This window comes from Escherichia sp. WS568 (assembly GCF_046486085.1).
GTDB lineage: Bacteria > Pseudomonadota > Gammaproteobacteria > Enterobacterales > Enterobacteriaceae > Escherichia > Escherichia coli.
Genome location: NZ_JBJQMC010000011.1, coordinates 56448 through 77917, shown reverse-complemented (window position 1 = coordinate 77917; position 21470 = coordinate 56448). Strand labels below are relative to the sequence as shown.

The following is a 21470-nucleotide window of genomic DNA, read 5'->3' as shown; positions in this document are numbered from 1 at the left end:
CGCATCAGGCATTCTATTAGTCGCGCGGAGATCCTTAAAAGATCTCCGCTGTTGATCAGAACATCACCTGACCGCCGGTGACATTGATCGACTGACCAGTGCAGTACGACGCCTTAGGACTGGCGTAGAACAGCAGCATATTCAGCACATCCTGATAATCGCAGCCGCGTTTGAGCGGTACTTTATCGATGTAATACTGCTCGACTTGCTCCGGTTTGATACCCAGCTTGGTCGCGTATTGTGGCAACAGTGACTGGAACATAGGCGATTTCAGCAGGTTACCGAGCATCAGCGAATGCACCGTAATGCCGTACTCCGCCAGATCCAGCGCCAGTGATTGAGTCAGCCCGACGCCACCAAATTTCGCTGCGCTGTAGCCAGAGTTGTGTTTGCTGCCCACTTTGCCGGATTTCGAGTTGATCTGAATAATGCGACCCTGAATCCCGTCGCGGATCATCAAACGCGAAAATTCACGGGCACACAGGAAATAGCCCACCAGATTCACCTGTAGCGAGCGGTCAAAATCTCCAAGCTGGAAATCGCTGATAAAGGCTGCTTTTGCTATTCCGGCGCTGTAGACCAGTAAATCCACGCGACCAAAGATTTCATCTACCCCACGAGAAAGCGCCAGAACGCTTTGCTCGCTGGTGGCGTCAGCACCAAAACCGTACGCCATACCTTCACCATATTCGGCGTTAATTTCTTGTGCCACATTTGCGGCTTTGTCGCTCTGAATATCGACAACCGCGACGCGATACCCCTCGGCAGCCAGACCGTGGCACAGGAACGCGCCTAATGTTTGCCCACCACCGATGACAACGGCAACCTGATTCATTTTTTACTCCTTAACAGATTCAAACTTCAAAACCGATCCCGGCGCGATATCGTCGGGTACAGGGCCTGCCACATGGACAGTGCCCGGAAATTCCGCTTCGCTTAAACCATCGAAGCGCAGGGTGACATGACCCAGTTCGCGAAGGTTGTCTTCCGCCACGCTGCCAACGGCGGTCACCGGATAGCGATGCCGCCCGAGCGTAAATTGCAAACCGGGATGGAGTGCACCTTTCAACTCGCCGTGGCAATGAATGAAGCAATACTCTTCGAGATCCGCAGGCGCGCCTTCACGAAAGGTGATGAGCATCTGGTCGCTGAGGGCGTCAGTGGCGCTCGCGCCAATACGGGTGATGGTGGTCTGATAAATAACGGTCATGTTTCAGCCTCTATTGATAGATAAAACCGGAGACAAACCAGGCGATCAGTACAGTTGGCGCGCCGGTTAAAAAGCGGCTCACCAGAACAGAAGGGACACCGACGCGAACCGTGTCCTGACGAGCTTCCGCCAGCGACAAACCGACCGGGATGAAGTCGCAGGCCGCCTGCGCGTTGATGGCAAACAGTGCAGGTAAAGCCAGATGCGGCGGAATATTGCCGAGACCAATCTGCACACCAATCAATACGCCGATAACCTGCGCGATAACTGCGCCTGGGCCGAGGAAAGGTGAAAGCAGCGGGAAGGAGCAGATGAGCGCCAACATGACCAGACCCAGTGGATGGCTCGCCAGCGGAGCAAGACCGTGGGCAATCCAGTCACCAAGGCCAGAAGCCATAATGATGCCGATAAGCGCCGAGACGAACGCCATAAACGGCAGAATGGTTTTTAATACAGTGTCGATGGTGTCACGACCAGATTGAAACAACACGGCAACGGCAGAACCCATACCCATTCCCACCTTCGCCAGTAAACCATCGCTTTGTTCGGTGATTTTCTTGCTGGTGTCATAGTCACGGCCCACGGAAGAGGGTTGTGGTGTCGCATCACCCACTACAGTGATGTTTTCTTCTTTTACGCCAGAGACATAAATATCTTCCACAATGTACTGCGCCAGCGGGCCGGACTTGCCCGTCGAGTGGATATTAATGGTGGGAATACGCCGTTTCGGATAGATGCCACAGCGTAATGTGCCGCCACAGTCGATTACCGCGACACCAATTTCCGCCTCCGCGGGTTCACCTTCTTTAAATCCGTCAATAGCCTGCCAGCCAGTAAGCTGTGCCAGTTTGTCAACAATCGCAGGCCGGGTACCGGCGGTGATATAGACGATTTTTTTTCCCGGTTTGGCTTCCAGCTCAAGCGGGCCGCCCCAGCCACCCGTTCCTTTTTCGATCCGAATACGCGTCATGATGTTGCTCCTGCCAGATGAACTTTTTGTTCAAGTTGAATGCCCATCTTTTTCTCAAAAATGGCGGTGGTCAGATCGGTCACCCAGCCGCGGAAGAAGTTGGTGACCAAACCAACCAGCAGATAACTCACCGCCAGTGGGCCAAGTGGCAGATTCAGTGTTGTCAGACCGCTGGCAATGCCAAGATAAACAAACAGTTCGCCAGGGTTGATATGGGGGAAGAGGCCATTCATTGAGTGGCAGCTATAAGAGGCCGCCGCGTAATAGCTGGGTTTGTACTTTTCCGGCATAAAGCGACCCAGGCTTAAGGTCATCGGATTGCAAAAGACAAACGTGCCAATGCACGGTAACAGCAGGTAACGGGAAACAGGGTTACCGGCGCAACGTTGAGCAAAACGTTCAATACGATGCTGACCGATAAAATTAATCAGTGCGTTCATGATAACCAACAGGCTAATCAACAGCGGAAGAATGCCGGTCACCATCCCGGTAAACACCTCTCCGCCCTTTTGGAACAGCCCGATAAACCACTCTGCACCATGAGTAATGGTTTCTATCATTGTTCTCTCCTTCAGGATTTATTGTTTTATTACCAAACGGCAATCTAATCTAATCAGATTGAAAGATTTAAAAGTGTTATTTTGATCGCAAAATGAAAGATAAATATTTTATTTTGAAAGTTTATATAAAGAAGGTAGTGAGGAGAATGAGTTGAGTTATGTAAAGTCCGTATCGGGCAGTGACTACCGCTTCCTTGTGCGGGGCGGGATGCTTTACCATACTTGCCCCTGGTTGAATCTGTTAAATGGACCCCTCATGTTCAAGCGTCGTTATGTAACATTGCTTCCCCTTTTTGTGTTGCTTGCCGCCTGTAGCAGCAAGCCAAAACCTACTGAGACTGAAACGACCACCGGAACGCCGTCTGGCGGCTTCCTGCTTGAGCCGCAGCACAATGTGATGCAGATGGGCGGTGACTTCGCCAATAACCCGAATGCCCAGCAGTTCATCGACAAAATGGTGAACAAACACGGTTTCAATCGTCAGCAGTTGCAGGAAATTCTCTCCCAGGCGAAACGTCTGGATTCGGTACTGCGGCTGATGGATAACCAGGCACCAACCACATCGGTGAAACCGCCATCAGGTCCGAACGGCGCATGGCTGCGTTATCGCAAAAAATTTATTACGCCGGACAACGTGCAGAATGGTGTGGTTTTCTGGAATCAGTATGAAGATGCGTTGAATCGCGCGTGGCAGGTGTATGGCGTACCGCCGGAAATTATCGTCGGGATTATCGGCGTTGAAACCCGTTGGGGGCGCGTGATGGGGAAAACCCGTATCCTCGATGCGCTGGCAACGCTGTCATTTAACTACCCACGCCGCGCGGAATATTTCTCTGGCGAGCTGGAAACCTTCCTGTTAATGGCGCGCGACGAGCAGGACGATCCGCTCAATCTGAAAGGTTCCTTTGCCGGGGCGATGGGCTACGGACAGTTTATGCCGTCGTCTTACAAACAATATGCGGTAGATTTCAGCGGCGACGGGCATATCAACCTGTGGGATCCGGTTGATGCCATTGGTAGTGTGGCGAACTATTTCAAAGCGCACGGCTGGGTGAAAGGTGATCAGGTTGCGGTAATGGCAAACGGTCAGGCTCCAGGCTTGCCAAATGGCTTCAAAACCAAGTACAGCATTTCGCAGCTTGCCGCGGCAGGTTTAACGCCACAGCAGCCGCTGGGCAACCATCAACAAGCCAGCCTGCTGCGTCTGGATGTTGGAACAGGTTACCAGTACTGGTACGGTCTGCCGAACTTCTACACCATTACCCGTTATAACCACAGCACCCATTACGCAATGGCGGTCTGGCAGTTAGGACAAGCCGTGGCGCTGGCGCGCGTGCAGTAACTCTTTGCAAGAGGGGGGCGTGAGCTTCCCTCTGGCTAATCAGCTTTTTTCTGAATCCTCCTCGTAAAATTGCAACGCCAACACCATCTTCCTGACGAAAGTGCTATCTTGTCCGGCATAAATTTTTGACTGACAGAGGTTGTGATGACTGACAGTGAACTGATGCAGTTAAGCGAACAGGTTGGGCAGGCGCTGAAAGCCCGTGGCGCAACCGTAACAACTGCTGAGTCTTGTACCGGTGGTTGGGTAGCGAAAGTGATTACCGATATTGCCGGTAGCTCCGCCTGGTTTGAACGCGGATTTGTCACCTACAGTAACGAAGCCAAAGCGCAAATGATCGGCGTACGTGAAGAGACGCTGGCGCAGCATGGCGCGGTGAGTGAACCCGTCGTGGTGGAAATGGCGATAGGCGCACTGAAAGCGGCTCGTGCTGATTATGCCGTGTCTATTAGTGGTATCGCCGGGCCGGATGGCGGCAGTGAAGAGAAGCCTGTCGGCACCGTCTGGTTTGCTTTTGCCACCGCCCGCGGCGAAGGTATTACCCGCCGGGAATGCTTCAGCGGTGACCGTGATGCGGTGCGTCGTCAGGCTACTGCGTATGCATTGCAGACCTTGTGGCAACAATTTCTACAAAACACTTGATACTGTATGAGCATACAGTATAATTGCTTCAACAGAACATATTGACTATCCGGTATTACCCGGCATGACAGGAGTAAAAATGGCTATCGACGAAAACAAACAGAAAGCGTTGGCGGCAGCACTGGGCCAGATTGAGAAACAATTTGGTAAAGGCTCCATCATGCGCCTGGGTGAAGACCGTTCCATGGATGTGGAAACCATCTCTACCGGTTCGCTTTCACTGGATATCGCGCTTGGGGCAGGTGGTCTGCCGATGGGCCGTATCGTCGAAATCTACGGACCGGAATCTTCCGGTAAAACCACGCTGACGTTGCAGGTGATCGCCGCAGCCCAGCGCGAAGGTAAAACTTGTGCGTTTATCGATGCTGAACACGCGCTGGACCCAATCTACGCACGTAAACTGGGCGTCGATATCGACAACCTGCTGTGCTCCCAGCCGGACACTGGCGAGCAGGCACTGGAAATCTGTGACGCCCTGGCACGTTCTGGCGCAGTAGACGTTATCGTCGTTGACTCCGTGGCGGCACTGACGCCGAAAGCGGAAATCGAAGGCGAAATCGGCGACTCTCACATGGGCCTTGCGGCACGTATGATGAGCCAGGCGATGCGTAAGCTGGCGGGTAACCTGAAGCAGTCCAACACGCTGCTGATCTTCATCAACCAGATCCGTATGAAAATTGGTGTGATGTTCGGTAACCCGGAAACCACTACCGGTGGTAACGCGCTGAAATTCTACGCCTCTGTTCGTCTCGACATCCGTCGTATCGGCGCGGTGAAAGAGGGCGAAAACGTGGTGGGTAGCGAAACCCGTGTGAAAGTGGTGAAGAACAAAATCGCTGCGCCGTTTAAACAGGCTGAATTCCAGATCCTCTACGGCGAAGGTATCAACTTCTATGGCGAACTGGTTGATCTGGGCGTGAAAGAGAAGCTGATCGAGAAAGCAGGCGCATGGTACAGCTACAAAGGTGAGAAGATCGGTCAGGGTAAAGCGAATGCGACTGCCTGGCTGAAAGATAACCCGGAAACCGCGAAAGAGATCGAGAAGAAAGTACGTGAGTTGCTGCTGAGCAACCCGAACTCAACGCCGGATTTCTCTGTAGATGACAGCGAAGGCGTAGCAGAAACTAACGAAGATTTTTAATCGTCTTGTTTGATACACAAGGGTCGCATCTGCGGCCCTTTTGCTTTTTTAAGTTGTAAGGATATGCCATGACAGAATCAACATCCCTTCGCCCGGCATATGCTCGCCTGTTGGATCGTGCGGTACGCATTCTGGCGGTGCGCGATCACAGTGAGCAAGAACTGCGACGTAAACTCGCGGCACCGATTATGGGCAAAAATGGCCCGGAAGAGATTGATGCCACGGCAGAAGATTACGAGCGCGTTATTGCCTGGTGCCATGAACATGGCTATCTTGATGACAGCCGATTTGTTGCGCGCTTTATCGCCAGCCGTAGCCGCAAAGGTTATGGACCTGCGCGTATTCGTCAGGAACTGAATCAGAAAGGTATTTCCCGCGAAGCGACAGAAAAAGCGATGCGTGAATGTGACATCGACTGGTGCGCACTGGCGCGCGATCAGGCGACGCGAAAATATGGCGAACCTTTGCCAACTGTCTTTTCAGAAAAAGTTAAGATCCAGCGTTTTCTGCTCTATCGTGGCTATCTGATGGAAGATATCCAGGATATTTGGCGAAATTTTGCCGACTGAACGCATACGGTATTTTACTTCCCAGTCAAGAAAACTTATCTTATTCCCACTTTTCAGTTACCAGCCGGGCGGTTAACGACACGCAACGGCTGGTGGCGATATTTCGTTAGCTTGATTTCAGGATAATTATGAGCAAGAGCACCGCTGAGATCCGTCAGGCGTTTCTCGACTTTTTCCATAGTAAGGGACATCAGGTAGTTGCCAGCAGCTCCCTGGTACCCCATAACGACCCAACTTTGTTGTTTACCAACGCCGGGATGAACCAGTTCAAGGATGTGTTCCTTGGGCTCGACAAGCGTAATTATTCCCGCGCTACCACTTCCCAACGCTGCGTGCGTGCGGGTGGTAAACACAACGACCTGGAAAACGTCGGTTACACCGCGCGTCACCATACCTTCTTCGAAATGCTGGGCAACTTCAGCTTCGGCGACTATTTCAAACACGATGCCATTCAGTTTGCATGGGAACTGCTGACCAGCGAAAAATGGTTTGCCCTGCCGAAAGAGCGTCTGTGGGTTACCGTCTATGAAAGCGACGACGAAGCCTACGAAATCTGGGAAAAAGAAGTAGGGATCCCGCGCGAACGTATTATTCGCATCGGCGATAACAAAGGTGCGCCATACGCATCTGACAACTTCTGGCAGATGGGTGACACTGGTCCGTGCGGCCCGTGCACCGAAATCTTCTACGATCACGGCGACCACATTTGGGGTGGCCCTCCGGGAAGTCCGGAAGAAGACGGCGACCGCTACATTGAGATCTGGAACATCGTCTTCATGCAGTTCAACCGCCAGGCCGATGGCACGATGGAACCGCTGCCGAAGCCGTCTGTAGATACCGGTATGGGTCTGGAGCGTATTGCTGCGGTGCTGCAACACGTTAACTCTAACTATGACATCGACTTGTTCCGCACGCTGATCCAGGCGGTAGCGAAAGTCACTGGCGCAACCGATCTGAGCAATAAATCGCTGCGCGTAATCGCTGACCACATTCGTTCTTGTGCGTTCCTGATCGCGGATGGCGTAATGCCGTCCAACGAAAACCGTGGTTATGTACTGCGTCGTATCATTCGTCGCGCAGTGCGTCACGGTAATATGCTCGGCGCGAAAGAAACCTTTTTCTACAAACTGGTTGGTCCGCTGATCGACGTTATGGGCTCTGCGGGTGAAGACCTGAAACGCCAGCAGGCGCAGGTTGAGCAGGTGCTGAAGACTGAAGAAGAGCAGTTTGCTCGTACTCTGGAGCGCGGTCTGGCGTTGCTGGATGAAGAGCTGGCAAAACTTTCTGGTGATACGCTGGATGGTGAAACTGCTTTCCGTCTGTACGACACCTATGGCTTCCCGGTTGACCTGACGGCTGATGTTTGTCGTGAGCGCAACATCAAAGTTGACGAAGCTGGATTTGAAGCAGCAATGGAAGAGCAGCGTCGTCGTGCGCGCGAAGCCAGCGGCTTTGGTGCCGATTACAACGCAATGATCCGTGTTGACAGTGCATCTGAATTTAAAGGCTATGACCATCTGGAACTGAACGGCAAAGTGACCGCGCTGTTTGTTGATGGTAAAGCGGTTGATGCCATCAATGCAGGCCAGGAAGCTGTGGTCGTGCTGGATCAAACGCCATTCTATGCGGAATCCGGCGGTCAGGTTGGTGATAAAGGCGAACTGAAAGGCGCTAACTTCTCCTTTGCGGTGGAAGATACTCAGAAATACGGCCAGGCGATTGGTCACATCGGTAAACTTGCTACGGGTTCTCTGAAAGTGGGCGACGCGGTGCAGGCTGATGTTGATGAGGCTCGTCGCGCCCGTATTCGTCTGAATCACTCCGCAACGCACCTGATGCACGCTGCGCTGCGCCAGGTTCTGGGTACTCATGTATCGCAGAAAGGTTCACTGGTTAACGACAAAGTGCTGCGCTTCGACTTCTCACACAACGAAGCGATGAAACCAGAAGAGATTCGTGCGGTCGAAGACCTGGTGAACGCACAGATTCGCCGTAACTTGCCGATCGAAACCAACATCATGGATCTCGAAGCGGCGAAAGCGAAAGGTGCGATGGCGCTGTTTGGCGAGAAGTATGATGAGCGCGTACGCGTGCTGAGCATGGGTGATTTCTCCACCGAGTTGTGTGGCGGTACTCACGCCAGCCGCACTGGTGATATTGGTCTGTTCCGCATCATCTCTGAATCGGGTACTGCTGCAGGCGTTCGTCGTATCGAAGCGGTAACCGGAGAAGGCGCTATCGCCACCGTTCATGCAGACAGTGATCGCTTAAGCGAAGTCGCGCATCTGCTGAAAGGCGATAGCAATAATCTGGCTGATAAAGTGCGTTCAGTACTGGAACGTACGCGTCAGTTGGAAAAAGAGTTACAACAGCTTAAAGAACAAGCTGCCGCACAGGAGAGCGCAAATCTTTCCAGTAAGGCAATTGATGTTAATGGTGTTAAGCTGTTGGTTAGCGAGCTTAGCGGTGTTGAGCCGAAAATGTTGCGTACCATGGTTGACGATTTAAAAAATCAGCTGGGGTCGACAATTATCGTGCTGGCAACGGTAGCCGAAGGTAAGGTTTCTCTGATTGCAGGCGTATCTAAGGACGTCACAGATCGTGTGAAAGCAGGGGAGCTGATTGGTATGGTCGCTCAGCAGGTGGGCGGCAAGGGTGGTGGACGTCCTGACATGGCGCAAGCCGGTGGTACGGATGCTGCGGCCTTACCTGCAGCGTTAGCCAGTGTGAAAGGCTGGGTCAGCGCGAAATTGCAATAATATAAGCGTCAGGCAATGCCGTGGACTCGCTTCACGGCATTCGCATTAACGCTATCGACAACGATAAAGTCAGGTTGAAGTTGTGTATATCGGCTAAACTTAGGTTTAACAGAATGTAATGCCATGACTGCTTAGATGTAATGTGTTTGTCATTGCTTACTTTTTGGCGTTATATGATGGATAATGCCGGGATACAGAGAGACCCGACTCTTTTAATCTTTCAAGGAGCAAAGAATGCTGATTCTGACTCGTCGAGTTGGTGAGACCCTCATGATTGGGGATGAGGTCACCGTGACAGTTTTAGGGGTAAAGGGCAACCAGGTACGTATTGGCGTAAATGCCCCGAAGGAAGTTTCTGTTCACCGTGAAGAGATCTACCAGCGTATCCAGGCTGAAAAATCCCAGCAGTCCAGTTACTAATCTTTCCGCGTCTCATCTTTATCGGTGAGACGCACCCTCAAAATTTCTCTTTCACTCCATTGTCTTTTCGCTTTACTCCCGTTCATTCAACTTAAGTCTCCATTTTTTTGCATTACTGCTATCTGTCAGACCTCCGTTTTTCTGTTGATAAAACACTCTTTTTGACGTTTTTACAGACTAATTGAGCGTGAAGTGTGCAAACGATAAAAGTGTGGGAAAAATTGTTTGACTTATAAGTCTCAGAAAGTAATATGTGCGCCACGCAGCGACGATGAGCGATAAACAAGTTCTTCGAAGCACTCGTAAGAGGCGTGTGGTGAGGTGGCCGAGAGGCTGAAGGCGCTCCCCTGCTAAGGGAGTATGCGGTCAAAAGCTGCATCCGGGGTTCGAATCCCCGCCTCACCGCCATTTGCATCCGTAGCTCAGCTGGATAGAGTACTCGGCTACGAACCGAGCGGTCGGAGGTTCGAATCCTCCCGGATGCACCATCTCTTACTTGATACGGCTTTAGTAGCGGTATCAAAAAATCTGCAGTAAAGTAAGTTTCCCGATGCATCCGTAGCTCAGCTGGATAGAGTACTCGGCTACGAACCGAGCGGTCGGAGGTTCGAATCCTCCCGGATGCACCATCTCTTACTTGATATAGCTTTAGTGGCGGTATCAATATCAGCAGTAAAATAAATTTCCCGATGCATCCGTAGCTCAGCTGGATAGAGTACTCGGCTACGAACCGAGCGGTCGGAGGTTCGAATCCTCCCGGATGCACCATCTCTTACTTGATACGGCTTTAGTAGCGGTATCAAAAAATCTGCAGTAAAGTAAGTTTCCCGATGCATCCGTAGCTCAGCTGGATAGAGTACTCGGCTACGAACCGAGCGGTCGGAGGTTCGAATCCTCCCGGATGCACCATCTCTTACTTGATATAGCTTTAGTGGCGGTATCAATATCAGCAGTAAAATAAATTTCCCGATGCATCCGTAGCTCAGCTGGATAGAGTACTCGGCTACGAACCGAGCGGTCGGAGGTTCGAATCCTCCCGGATGCACCATCTCTTACTTGATATGGCTTTAGTAGCGGTATCAATATCAGCAATAAAATAAATTTTCCCGATGCATCCGTAGCTCAGCTGGATAGAGTACTCGGCTACGAACCGAGCGGTCGGAGGTTCGAATCCTCCCGGATGCACCATCTTCTCCGTAATCTTCAGCAATGAAGATATCGAAGAGGTAGCGGTATTAACCGCAGGCACCAGGGAGGATAACGCCGGCCAGCAACGGCCCGAAGGGCGAACGCCAGTGAGTCATCCTCCCGGATGCACCATCTTCTCCAAAAAATTTCCTTCAAAAATATCTCATTTCTAAATAACTACTTTATCCATTTCCTGAATTTTCTTCTCCTTCGCCATCAGCGACAAAATCAAGCAATTACGCTAAAGTAGCGTCATATTTTTCGACTTGCGAGAAGACCATGTACGAGCGTTATGCAGGTTTAATTTTTGATATGGATGGCACCATCCTGGATACCGAGCCTACGCACCGTAAAGCGTGGCGCGAAGTATTAGGGCACTACGGTCTTCAGTACGATGTTCAGGCGATGATTGCGCTTAATGGCTCGCCCACCTGGCGTATTGCTCAGGCAATTATTGAGCTGAATCAGGCCGATCTCGACCCGCATGCGTTAGCGCGTGAAAAAACAGAAGCAGTAAGAAGTATGCTGCTGGATAGTGTCGAGCCGCTTCCTCTTGTTGAAGTGGTGAAAAGTTGGCATGGTCGTCGCCCAATGGCTGTAGGAACGGGGAGTGAAAGCGCCATCGCTGAGGCATTGCTGGCGCACCTGGGATTACGCCGTTATTTTGACGCCGTCGTCGCTGCCGATCACGTCAAACACCATAAACCCGCGCCAGACACATTTTTGTTGTGCGCGCAGCGTATGGGCGTGCAACCGACACAGTGTGTGGTCTTTGAAGATGCCGATTTCGGTATTCAGGCGGCCCGTGCAGCAGGCATGGACGCTGTGGATGTTCGCTTGCTGTGAGTGAAGCGTTATCGCTTTTCTCGTTGTTTGCCAGTAGTTTTCTCAGCGCTACACTATTACCCGGCAACTCCGAAGTCGTGCTGGTGGCAATGTTGCTTTCCGGGATCAGTCATCCCTGGGTTTTAGTTTTAACAGCAACAATGGGTAATAGCCTTGGAGGGTTAACTAACGTTATCCTTGGGCGTTTCTTTCCATTGCGTAAAACATCGCGCTGGCAAGAGAAAGCTACCGGCTGGCTGAAACGCTATGGTGCAGTCACGCTATTATTAAGCTGGATGCCCGTGGTTGGCGATTTACTGTGTCTGTTAGCGGGATGGATGCGCATCTCGTGGGGACCGGTAATCTTTTTTTTGTGCCTTGGTAAAGCGTTACGCTATGTTGCAGTTGCAGCAGCTACCGTTCAGGGCATGATGTGGTGGCACTAATTGTAGGCCTGCACATATGGTCACCATTACAGTTATGCTAATTAAAACGATTTTGACAGGCGGGAGGTCAATTTGATCCCGGACGTATCACAGGCGCTGGCCTGGCTGGAAAAACATCCTCAGGCGTTAAAGGGGATACAGCGTGGGCTGGAGCGCGAAACTTTGCGTGTTAATGCTGATGGCACATTGGCAACAACAGGTCATCCTGAAGCATTAGGTTCCGCACTGACGCACAAATGGATTACTACCGATTTTGCGGAAGCATTGCTGGAATTCATTACACCAGTGGATGGTGATATTGAACATATGTTGACCTTTATGCGCGATCTGCATCGTTATACGGCGCGCAATATGGGCGATGAGCGGATGTGGCCGTTAAGTATGCCATGCTACATCGCAGAAGGTCAGGACATCGAACTGGCACAGTACGGCACTTCTAACACTGGACGCTTTAAAACGCTGTACCGTGAAGGGCTGAAAAATCGCTACGGCGCGCTGATGCAAACCATTTCCGGCGTGCACTACAATTTCTCTTTGCCAATGGCATTCTGGCAAGCGAAGTGTGGTGATATCGCGGGCGCTGATGCCAAAGAGAAAATTTCTGCGGGCTATTTCCGCGTTATCCGCAATTACTATCGTTTCGGTTGGGTCATTCCTTATCTGTTTGGCGCGTCTCCGGCGATTTGTTCTTCTTTCCTGCAAGGAAAACCAACATCGCTGCCGTTTGAGAAAACCGAGTGCGGTATGTATTACCTGCCGTATGCGACCTCTCTTCGTTTGAGTGATCTCGGCTATACCAATAAATCGCAAAGCAATCTTGGTATTACCTTCAACGATCTTTACGAGTACGTAGCGGGCCTTAAACAGGCAATCAAAACGCCATCGGAAGAGTACGCGAAGATTGGCATTGAGAAAGATGGTAAGAGGCTGCAAATCAACAGCAACGTGCTGCAGATTGAAAACGAACTGTACGCGCCGATTCGTCCAAAACGCGTTACCCGCAGCGGCGAGTCGCCTTCTGATGCGCTGTTACGTGGCGGCATTGAATATATTGAAGTGCGTTCGCTGGACATCAACCCATTCTCGCCGATTGGTGTAGATGAACAGCAGGTGCGATTCCTCGACCTGTTTATGGTCTGGTGTGCGCTGGCTGATGCACCGGAAATGAGCAGTAGCGAACTTGCCTGTACACGCGTTAACTGGAACCGGGTGATCCTCGAAGGTCGCAAACCGGGCCTGACGCTGGGTATCGGCTGCGAAACCGCGCAGTTCCCGTTACCGCAGGTGGGTAAAGATCTGTTCCGCGATCTGAAACGCGTCGCGCAAACGCTGGATAGCATTAACGGCGGCGAAGCGTATCAGAAAGTGTGTGATGAACTGGTCGCCTGCTTCGATAATCCCGATCTGACTTTCTCTGCCCGTATCTTAAGGTCTATGATTGATACTGGTATTGGCGGAACAGGCAAAGCGTTTGCTGAAGCGTACCGTAATCTGCTGCGTGAAGAGCCGCTGGAAATTCTGCGCGAAGAGGATTTTGTCGCCGAGCGCGAGGCGTCTGAACGCCGTCAGCAGGAAATGGAAGCCGCTGATACCGAACCGTTTGCGGTGTGGCTGGAAAAACACGCCTGACAGAAAAGAAAAAGGCCACTCGTGAGTGGCCAAAATTTCATCTCTGAATTCAGGGATGATGATAACAAATGCGCGTCTTTCATATACTCAGACTCGCCTGGGAAGAAAGAGTTCAGAAAATTTTTAAAAAAATTACCGGAGGTGGCTAAATGCCGTTGTTAGATAGCTTCACAGTCGATCATACCCGGATGGAAGCGCCTGCAGTTCGGGTGGCGAAAACAATGAACACCCCGCATGGCGACGCAATCACCGTGTTCGATCTGCGCTTCTGCGTGCCGAACAAAGAAGTGATGCCAGAAAGAGGGATCCATACCCTGGAGCACCTGTTTGCTGGTTTTATGCGTAACCATCTTAACGGTAATGGCGTAGAGATTATCGATATCTCGCCAATGGGCTGCCGCACCGGTTTTTATATGAGTCTGATTGGTACGCCAGATGAGCAGCGTGTCGCTGATGCCTGGAAAGCGGCAATGGAAGACGTGCTGAAAGTGCAGGATCAGAATCAGATCCCGGAACTGAACGTCTACCAGTGTGGCACTTACCAGATGCACTCGTTGCAGGAAGCGCAGGATATTGCGCGTAACATTCTGGAACGTGACGTGCGCATCAACAGCAACGAAGAACTGGCGCTGCCGAAAGAGAAGTTGCAGGAACTGCACATCTAGTCAGTAAACTATCTTCACAATTAATTGAAAAAAGCCAGTTCAAATGAACTGGCTTAGTTGTACTTAGTGCGCACCGCCTCCGCCGCCACCTGCGCCAAATGGCGGTTTAGCAAACCACACCAGCCCCAGCAAGACGAGGAATATCCCGGCTGACATCCAGAAGATCTCATTGGCGGAAATAATCAGCCCCTGATTGGTGATCTGCTGGGCAATCCAGCCTGATGCCTGCTGTTGCGTCATCCCAAGCCCTTCCAGTTGACTGTACATCGCCTGGGCATTCGGGTTGAACGGGTTTACCGACTCAGTCAACTGCGCATGGTGCAGCGACTCGCGGTTGGTCCACATAGTCGTGGTTATCGATGTGCCGATAGACCCCGCCAGCGTTCGCGTAAAGTTGGAGAGGCTCGATGCTGCCGCCAGTCGTTCCGGTGGCAAACCGGACAGCGTAATGGTGGTTAGCGGCATAAAGAAGCAGGCCACCGCAAAACCCTGGATAAACTGCGGCCAGGCCGACGCGCCAAAATCCATACCCGGTTCAAAGGTATAGGCACGCCAGTAGAAGCAGACGGCATACATAATAAAGCTGAAGGTTACCAGTCGGCGCATATCCAGTTTATGCGCGAAGCGGCCGATAATCGGCGACAGGATCACCGGAATAATCCCTACCGGTGCAGAGGCCAGCCCTGCCCACGTCGCCGTGTAACCGTAGACCTCCTGCAACAACTGCGGCAGCAGAACAATCGCGCCGAAGTAGAGCATATACGCGAGGCTGATACACAAGCAGCCGATGGTGAAGTTGCGCGACTTAAACAACGACAGATCGACTATCGGGTTATCGTCGGTCAGCTCCCAGACAATCAGGAAGCAGATAGCCACCACCGCCACCACGGTGAGGATGATAATTTCCTGTGATGAGAACCAGTCCAGCTCTTTACCGCGGTCGAGCATAATCTGCAGGCTGCCGATACCAATAACCAGCAGTGCCAGCCCCACGGCATCAATCCGCCGCCGTTCGGTGCGGGTTTCACGTCCGCGCAGAGTTTGCAGTGTCATCAACACCACCGCCACGCCAATCGGCACGTTGATGAAGAATATCCAGCCCCAGTGGTAATTATCACTGATATAACCGCCGAGGATCGGACCGCAAATTGGCGCAACAATCACCGTCATCGACCACAACGCCAGCGCGATCGAGCGTTTGGCTGGCGGGTAGTTATTCAGCAATAGACTTTGCGAAAGCGGGATCAGCGGCCCGGCGACAATCCCCTGAATCACGCGGAAGAAGATCAGCATATTCAGGCTGCTGGAGACACCACACGCCCACGACGCAATAGCAAAGGCGATGGTTGACCAGAGGAACAATTTCACTTCCCCGACGCGCTTTGCCAGCCAGCCGGTAAGCGGGATCGAGATGGCATTCGCCACCCCGAAAGAAGTGATTACCCACGTTCCCTGGCTGAGCGATGAGCCCAGATTCCCGGCGATAGTGGGGATCGCCACGTTAGCAATGGTGGAGTCCAGCACCTGCATGAATGTCGCCAGTGACAGCGCAATCGTCATAATGACCAGTTGCGCGCCTTCCAGCGGTTTTTGCTGTTGCATCACACGCACCTCTGGATTAGCCAGCGTTAGCTTTTACGATATCGTCGATCAGTTTATTGACAGGTGCCAAGCTGATTTCACGCGCGGTGCTTACCGCTACCGGTGTGGAACGTACTTTATTTGCCAGTACCTGACCGTCACGGTTAGTGGTATTGACGCTCACCAGCGTGGACAAACCGATACGCAGCGGGTATTGCTCGAGCTGTTTCTGGTCCAGTTCAATACGAACAGGCAGACGCTGAACGACTTTGATCCAGTTACCGGTGGCGTTTTGCGCCGGAAGCAGTGAGAACGCGCTACCTGTGCCCATATCCAGACCAACCACTTTACCGGTGTATTTCACATCATCGCCGTAAATATCGGTGGTGATGGTGACCGGTTGACCGATACGCATATTGGCAATCTGCGTCTCTTTAAAGTTGGCATCCACCCACATATTGGTGGCTGGAACGACCGCCATCAGCGGCGTCGTTGGGCTAATTTGCGCCCCAGGCTGTACCGCGCGGCGGGAGACATAACCGGTCATCGGACTGACAATACGAGTACGCTCCAGCGCCAGCCAGGCGTTACGTACTTCGGTGGCAGCCTGTTGCACGGCAGGCTGATCTTCCAGTTTCGTCCCCAGAATCATCGCCTGATTTGCATTGTATTGTTGAATAGCGACGTCCAGTTGTGCCTGGGCACTGGTAACGGCGTCGCGGGCGTGTTGCAGCTCTTCGCGACCAATCAGGTTGGCATTGCCCAGCGGCACACGGCGGTTGTAGTCGCTTTGTGCTTTCGCGAGTGCGATTTTTTGCACCTCAATATTCGCCTGCAACTGTTTGCTGTTAATCATCAGCTGGTGGGTTTGGCGAACGCTGGAAGCCAGTGCAGTTTTGGCTTTTTCAAACGCCTGGCGAGCATCTGTCGGGTCGAGAGTGACCAGCACGTCGCCTTCTTTTACAAAATCGGTGTTATCGGCCCAGACTTTCGTCACGCTGCCAGACACCTGAGACATAATTTGAATCTGATTCCCTGCCACGTATGCATCATCGGTTTCTTCGAAATGACGCAGTACTAAAAACCAATAAATCCCTATCGCTACGGCAATAATTATAAAGAGCAAGGTGAGAAGGAGGAGCAGACGCTTACGTTTGCCGCTCTTCTTTACCGGTTGCTGCGGGGTTTGAGTCTCCGCATTTGCGCTCATATTGTTCTCCACGATCTTCTTAACTCATCGGCTGAGCCGACCTGCTTGCCAAAAAGGCCAGCATGTTGCGATGCTGGCCAGTCATTTTTTCTTTTATAAATCTGGATTTTTGAGCGAGATGACGCGTTAGCTCATCGCTTCGAGAACCACACCGTCTTGTTCCATCTGGTCGAGACGGGAGAGCAATTTGCGGGTGATTTGCTCGAGCTGATCTTTTTCTGTTGTGCTGAGCGCGGACCAGAGTTGATGCAGGCAGTTATGCTGCGGTGGTAAAACCTCGCGCAAAAACTCGTGACCTTTTTCCGTTAATTGCAGATGCAGGCAGCGGCGATCGTTATCGCTTTCACGACGTTCGATCCAACCGCGTTTTTCCAGTTCATCGGCAATACGCGTCGCGTTGGTACGGGATGATCCAAGAGCACAACTCAATTCAGAAGGCTGAATACTGTGGTTTTCCTGAGACTCCAGCGTAATCAACGCCATAAACAACGTCTCGTTAATCCCCTGAGCCTTCAGCATTTTATTGCGGTTTTCCAGCAGCTTGCTTTGCATATGCATGCAAAGACGGGTCAGAAGGATCTCCTGATAAGGAAAATCTTCGTGGCGGCTGGCGCGAAATTTTAGCATTTGTTCAATGGGCGTAAACGAACTATCCATTTGGGTATGACCTCATTAATTTCAGCCGATATAGTAACGACAGTGACAAATAAAGTAAATGTATTGTTTTAGAAAAATGATTCTTGTGGGTTATATAATCGCCATCACTTTCCAGGCTAGCCCATAGGCCAGCGCACTAAGCAGTGTTGGGATGATAATGCTGCGTGTTTTATAGAAACTGGCACCCAGTACCGCGAAGCCGACCAGCGTGGGCACGAAACGGCGTGTATCGTGCATCACTTCTGGTGCGGTAGAGACAACCAGCAGAGCGCATATCGAGGCGATGCCAATGGTGTCGAGCAAAATGCCTATCGCGCCACGTTTGGTTGGGCGGGCATTACCCACACGCAGGCGCAGCGGCAGATAGCGGAAGCAATAATTCGCCGCGCCAACCAGTAACCCAAGCAGCAGAACCTCATAGCTCATCGGGCGCTCCTTGCCAGAATGCCTGGATTAACGCAGTGAGGCAGCCACAGACAATGCCTGCCAGAATGGCGACGGGAATAGAAAATAGCGTTACGCCTGCAAGGGCACCAACTAACGCTGCGGTAACGCAAAGAGATTGTTTGCGCTGGAAAGAGGCGAGCAGGAAACTCATAAAGAGTGCCGGAAGCATAAAACCTAATGCTGCTTCAACGGCGGGATATCCTTGCAGCAAGCCGCTGCCGGAGAATGCCCCTATTACCGTACCAAATACCCACGATGACCATGAACTGAAGGCAATGCCGATCATCCAGTTTTCGCTCCAGCGGCGATTATTGCGTACCAGTTTTGCGGTTGCGGCGGCAAAAACCTCATCCGTCAGGCCAAACGCCCACAGGGCGGTTTTCGATTTTTGCAGACGCTGAATAATACGGCTACGCAGTGACGGGCCATACAAAACATGGCGAACATCCATTGCCATGACGGTCAGTGCAGCAACCCACAAACTACTCCCGGCTGCCAGCATCGCGGTAATGACGAACTGGCTCGCGCCTGCATAAATGATGCAGGAGAAAAAAACGCTTTCGAGAGGAGAGAATCCCAGACGGGTCGCATTCAGACCGAACGCAAAGGCCACCGGAATATAACTAATAACAATCGGTAAACTGTCTTTGCATCCTTCCATGAAGGTCGCCGAACCAGGAGCAGGCTGTGGAGTAGGGCTTTCCATAGAGTGTACGCTTAACGATTGTTAATATTATAAATAGACTGAATGAATATCTTAACCTTATCAGACTGATGGGCTTCTTAACACCCTTATAAGTGTAAAGCCACGAAAACGGTTGCTGATTGCTTAATTTGCGGCTTCCTGACGATGAAAACCTCGCCACCAGACCAGTAAGTTAACCAGGGCAATCGTCGCGCCAGCCAGACAAACGCCAGCCCAACCGCCATGTTGCCAGGCTGAGGCTGAAATTAGCGAACCGGCGGCACCGCCAATAAAGTAGCTGGTCATGTAACCTGCGGTCAGGCGATTACGCGCATCAGGGTGTATTCGATAAATTACCGTCTGGTTAGTGATATGCACGCCCTGCACGGTGAGGTCCAGCACCAGGATGCCGATAACCAGCGCCAGTACAGAAGTGTGTCCAAACCAGATAGCCAGCCATGAAAGTAACAGCAGCAGCAGGCCGAAAGTTGTGGTGAGGTGTGATTTGCCCTTATCGGCAAAACCGCCCGCCGGACGAGCGCCTAACGCCCCGGCAGCTCCTGCAAGTCCGAACAGACCAATTACGCCATCGCTGTAGTTAAAAGGTGGAGCGGCAAGCAAAAAGGCCATTGAGGTCCAGAGAATGCTGAAGTTGGCAAAGGTCAGGCAGCCCAGCAACGCGCGGGTGCGCAGGATTTTATCGCTGATAAACATGCTGAAAACAGAACCTAGCAACTGTGGGTAGTTGAGGTGGGTTTCTGATTTCATTTGTGGCAGACCACGCCATAACGCCAGCGCCATCAGTGCCATTAATACCGAAGCGACCCAAAAGACAGTTCGCCAGCCACCGAGACTCGCCAGCAATCCGGCAACGGTCCGTGCCAGCAAGATCCCCAACAGCAGCCCGCTCATAATGGTGCCGACCACTTTGCCGCGTTTGTCCGGTGAAGCCAGCGTCGCTGCCAGCGGAACCAGAATTTGTGCCACGACTGAGAATAAACCGGTTAATGCCGTACCGAGGATCATCATCGCCAGCGACTGACTGCTGGCGGTAATCAACATACCGCCCGCTGCCAGTAAGGTCATCGAGACAATCAGGCGGCGGCGTTCAAACATATCACCGAGGGGAACAAGAAACAGCAGACCTGCGGCATAGCCCAACTGCGCGGCGGTAACAATAAAGCCCGCCGAACTGGCGGAAAGGGAAAAGTTACGCGCGATGGTGTCGAGTAATGGCTGGGCGTAATAGTTACTGGCTACCGCCAGACCGGTGGCGATAGACATCAGCACGATCAGTGCCGGGCTAAGCTCATGATTAGGTTTAGTCATTATTTTTGTTCATCAGGTGATGATTAAGCTGGAAATCAATAATAGCGGATGTTGATGAATATGGGATGAAAGATAGATTGTTGAAATGTGCGGTGTGGTTTGTAGGTATGATAAGACGCACCAGCGTCGCATCAGGCATTGTGTACAGAGCGGCGGATGAGGCAAAAACGCCTTATCCGCCCGAATAAAAATTACTTCTGCGCTGCCAGCGCTTCATTCACCCAGCCATCGAACTGCTGCTGGTGGGCTTTGATCCAACCATCAACGTGGCCCTGAATATCGCCTTCTGAGGCTTTGCCGTCATGCATAATGGCGTTCTGGGCGTTAATATCTGCCACTGGTAACTGCATAATGGCAAACAGTTTCGCTGCTGCCGGGTTTTTCTCAGCCCAGGCTTTGTTGGCAACGATATGCATGGTACTGACCGGGAAGCCGTAATTCGCGCCATTCGGCAGTTTGGTATCGGCATTTTTATCGCCCGGCAGTGCGGAGAACGGCACCTGCAACCAGACCACATCTTTCCCCGGTTTCAGTTCGTTACTCACCCAGTACGGCGTCCAGGTGTAGTAAAACACCGGCTTACCCTCTTTGTAACGACTGATGGTGTCAGCCATCATCGCTGCGTAGTTCCCCTGATTATGCGTCACGGTATTGGTCAGTCCATACGCGGCAAGCTGGTGGTTGATCGCACCTTCGCAGCCCCAGCCTGGGTTACAGCCGGTTAAATCCGCTTTACCGTCGCCGTTGGTATCGAACAGTTTGGCGATCTTCGGATCTTTAAGTTGCGCGATGTTGGTAATTTTATACTGGTCGGCGGTTTTCTTATCGATCAGGTAACCCTGTGCCGCGCCGTTAACAAATACTCCTTCACGATAAAATTTCTTATCGCCACCGGCAGCTTCATACATGTTGTCATGCAGCGGCGTCCAGTTCACGGCGGTGAAGGTTGCATCGCCGGAAGCAAGTGAGGTGTAGCCAACGTTGTAATCCACTTCGCTGGGTTTATTGACGGTATAACCTAATTTCTCCAGTGCACGACTGACCAGCAGCGTCTGGAAGGTTTCTTCAGTGATGGTACTCTGAACTGGATTAACAGTAATGCCTTTGCCCGGCAGATCGGCAGCAAAAGTTTGTGTAGAGATAAGCGTGGCAAACGCTGTCGCAAAAAGTACGCTATGTCGCATTGTTATTCCTT

General features: G+C 51.8%; 21 protein-coding genes and 7 tRNA genes. 17 read left to right on the top strand and 11 right to left on the bottom strand.

Annotated features, from left to right (window positions below; translation table 11 throughout):
- Window positions 1–55: 55 nt before the first annotated feature.
- From srlD to srlA, 4 genes are read right to left on the bottom strand one after another with little or no spacing between them, the layout of a single operon-like run.
- Complete coding sequence (gene srlD, locus ACJHWR_RS14050) at window positions 56–835, bottom strand: sorbitol-6-phosphate dehydrogenase (RefSeq protein WP_001077343.1); 780 nt, start codon at window positions 833–835, stop codon at window positions 56–58.
- Window positions 836–838: 3 nt separating this feature from the next.
- Complete coding sequence (gene srlB / locus ACJHWR_RS14045) at window positions 839–1210, bottom strand: PTS glucitol/sorbitol transporter subunit IIA (protein ID WP_000216213.1); 372 nt, start codon at window positions 1208–1210, stop codon at window positions 839–841.
- A 10-nt stretch (window positions 1211–1220) separates the two neighbouring features.
- Entirely contained in the window at window positions 1221–2180 is a 960-nt protein-coding gene (srlE, locus tag ACJHWR_RS14040) for a PTS glucitol/sorbitol transporter subunit IIB (protein WP_000196926.1), read from the bottom strand.
- The gene (gene srlA, locus ACJHWR_RS14035; RefSeq protein ID WP_000573321.1) at window positions 2177–2740 is read right to left on the bottom strand and encodes a PTS glucitol/sorbitol transporter subunit IIC; all 564 of its coding nucleotides are present in this window, start codon (window positions 2738–2740) and stop codon (window positions 2177–2179) included. Before srlA ends, srlE begins: the two co-directional genes overlap by 4 nt.
- Window positions 2741–2996: 256 nt before the next feature.
- Here srlA and mltB point away from each other — a divergent pair, with 256 nt between their 5' ends.
- The 17 genes from mltB to luxS all read left to right on the top strand — a co-directional run bounded on the left by mltB (window position 2997) and on the right by luxS (window position 14366).
- The gene (gene mltB / locus ACJHWR_RS14030; protein WP_012311623.1) at window positions 2997–4082 is read left to right on the top strand and encodes a lytic murein transglycosylase B; all 1086 of its coding nucleotides are present in this window, start codon (window positions 2997–2999) and stop codon (window positions 4080–4082) included.
- A gap of 144 nt (window positions 4083–4226) precedes the next feature.
- Entirely contained in the window at window positions 4227–4724 is a 498-nt protein-coding gene (gene pncC, locus ACJHWR_RS14025) for a nicotinamide-nucleotide amidase (RefSeq protein ID WP_000132231.1), read from the top strand.
- Window positions 4725–4803: 79 nt separating this feature from the next.
- Entirely contained in the window at window positions 4804–5865 is a 1062-nt protein-coding gene (gene recA / locus ACJHWR_RS14020; protein WP_000963143.1) for a recombinase RecA, read from the top strand.
- 68 nt (window positions 5866–5933) lie between these two features.
- The gene (recX, locus tag ACJHWR_RS14015) at window positions 5934–6434 is read left to right on the top strand and encodes a recombination regulator RecX (RefSeq protein WP_000140495.1); all 501 of its coding nucleotides are present in this window, start codon (window positions 5934–5936) and stop codon (window positions 6432–6434) included.
- A gap of 128 nt (window positions 6435–6562) precedes the next feature.
- On the top strand, window positions 6563–9193 hold the full coding sequence (gene alaS / locus ACJHWR_RS14010) for an alanine--tRNA ligase (protein WP_000047191.1): 2631 nt from the start codon (window positions 6563–6565) through the stop codon (window positions 9191–9193).
- A gap of 234 nt (window positions 9194–9427) precedes the next feature.
- On the top strand, window positions 9428–9613 hold the full coding sequence (gene csrA, locus ACJHWR_RS14005) for a carbon storage regulator CsrA (protein ID WP_000906486.1): 186 nt from the start codon (window positions 9428–9430) through the stop codon (window positions 9611–9613).
- A gap of 315 nt (window positions 9614–9928) precedes the next feature.
- Window positions 9929–10021: transfer RNA gene (locus ACJHWR_RS14000), tRNA-Ser, on the top strand.
- A gap of 3 nt (window positions 10022–10024) precedes the next feature.
- Window positions 10025–10101, top strand: a tRNA-Arg gene (locus ACJHWR_RS13995).
- Window positions 10102–10165: 64 nt separating this feature from the next.
- Window positions 10166–10242: transfer RNA gene (locus ACJHWR_RS13990), tRNA-Arg, on the top strand.
- A 62-nt stretch (window positions 10243–10304) separates the two neighbouring features.
- Window positions 10305–10381: transfer RNA gene (locus ACJHWR_RS13985), tRNA-Arg, on the top strand.
- Between the two features lie 64 nt (window positions 10382–10445).
- Window positions 10446–10522 (top strand) — tRNA-Arg (locus ACJHWR_RS13980).
- 62 nt (window positions 10523–10584) lie between these two features.
- Window positions 10585–10661, top strand: a tRNA-Arg gene (locus ACJHWR_RS13975).
- A gap of 63 nt (window positions 10662–10724) precedes the next feature.
- A tRNA-Arg gene (locus tag ACJHWR_RS13970) sits at window positions 10725–10801 on the top strand.
- 279 nt (window positions 10802–11080) lie between these two features.
- Window positions 11081–11647 carry a fructose-1-phosphate/6-phosphogluconate phosphatase gene (gene yqaB / locus ACJHWR_RS13965; RefSeq protein ID WP_000273309.1) on the top strand — a complete coding sequence of 189 codons (567 nt, stop codon included), beginning with the start codon at window positions 11081–11083 and terminating at the stop codon, window positions 11645–11647.
- Window positions 11644–12072 (top strand): YqaA family protein, encoded by a 429-nt coding sequence (locus ACJHWR_RS13960; protein WP_001287454.1) that lies wholly within the window; start codon window positions 11644–11646, stop codon window positions 12070–12072. The genes yqaB and ACJHWR_RS13960 overlap by 4 nt, the downstream gene beginning before the upstream one ends.
- Before the next feature lie 72 nt (window positions 12073–12144).
- Window positions 12145–13701: a glutamate--cysteine ligase gene (gene gshA / locus ACJHWR_RS13955; protein WP_000611781.1), complete on the top strand. Its 1557-nt coding sequence runs from the start codon at window positions 12145–12147 to the stop codon at window positions 13699–13701.
- 149 nt (window positions 13702–13850) lie between these two features.
- Window positions 13851–14366: an S-ribosylhomocysteine lyase gene (luxS, locus tag ACJHWR_RS13950; RefSeq protein WP_001130208.1), complete on the top strand. Its 516-nt coding sequence runs from the start codon at window positions 13851–13853 to the stop codon at window positions 14364–14366.
- A gap of 63 nt (window positions 14367–14429) precedes the next feature.
- Here the strand turns inward: luxS and emrB are convergent, their stop codons facing one another.
- The 7 genes from emrB to proX all read right to left on the bottom strand — a co-directional run bounded on the left by emrB (window position 14430) and on the right by proX (window position 21459).
- Window positions 14430–15968, bottom strand: a complete 1539-nt coding sequence (gene emrB / locus ACJHWR_RS13945; RefSeq protein WP_001296316.1) for a multidrug efflux MFS transporter permease subunit EmrB — start codon at window positions 15966–15968, stop codon at window positions 14430–14432.
- 16 nt (window positions 15969–15984) lie between these two features.
- Window positions 15985–17157 (bottom strand): multidrug efflux MFS transporter periplasmic adaptor subunit EmrA, encoded by a 1173-nt coding sequence (emrA, locus tag ACJHWR_RS13940; protein WP_001295175.1) that lies wholly within the window; start codon window positions 17155–17157, stop codon window positions 15985–15987.
- Window positions 17158–17283: 126 nt separating this feature from the next.
- Window positions 17284–17814, bottom strand: a complete 531-nt coding sequence (gene emrR / locus ACJHWR_RS13935; protein WP_000378442.1) for a multidrug efflux transporter EmrAB transcriptional repressor EmrR — start codon at window positions 17812–17814, stop codon at window positions 17284–17286.
- Window positions 17815–17904: 90 nt separating this feature from the next.
- The gene (gene ygaH, locus ACJHWR_RS13930) at window positions 17905–18240 is read right to left on the bottom strand and encodes an L-valine transporter subunit YgaH (protein WP_000119745.1); all 336 of its coding nucleotides are present in this window, start codon (window positions 18238–18240) and stop codon (window positions 17905–17907) included.
- On the bottom strand, window positions 18230–18967 hold the full coding sequence (gene ygaZ / locus ACJHWR_RS13925; protein WP_000445658.1) for an L-valine exporter subunit YgaZ: 738 nt from the start codon (window positions 18965–18967) through the stop codon (window positions 18230–18232). Before ygaZ ends, ygaH begins: the two co-directional genes overlap by 11 nt.
- 123 nt (window positions 18968–19090) lie before the next feature.
- Complete coding sequence (locus ACJHWR_RS13920; protein WP_000165717.1) at window positions 19091–20275, bottom strand: MFS transporter; 1185 nt, start codon at window positions 20273–20275, stop codon at window positions 19091–19093.
- 191 nt (window positions 20276–20466) lie between these two features.
- On the bottom strand, window positions 20467–21459 hold the full coding sequence (proX, locus tag ACJHWR_RS13915) for a glycine betaine/L-proline ABC transporter substrate-binding protein ProX (protein ID WP_001216531.1): 993 nt from the start codon (window positions 21457–21459) through the stop codon (window positions 20467–20469).
- Window positions 21460–21470: the final 11 nt, after the last annotated feature.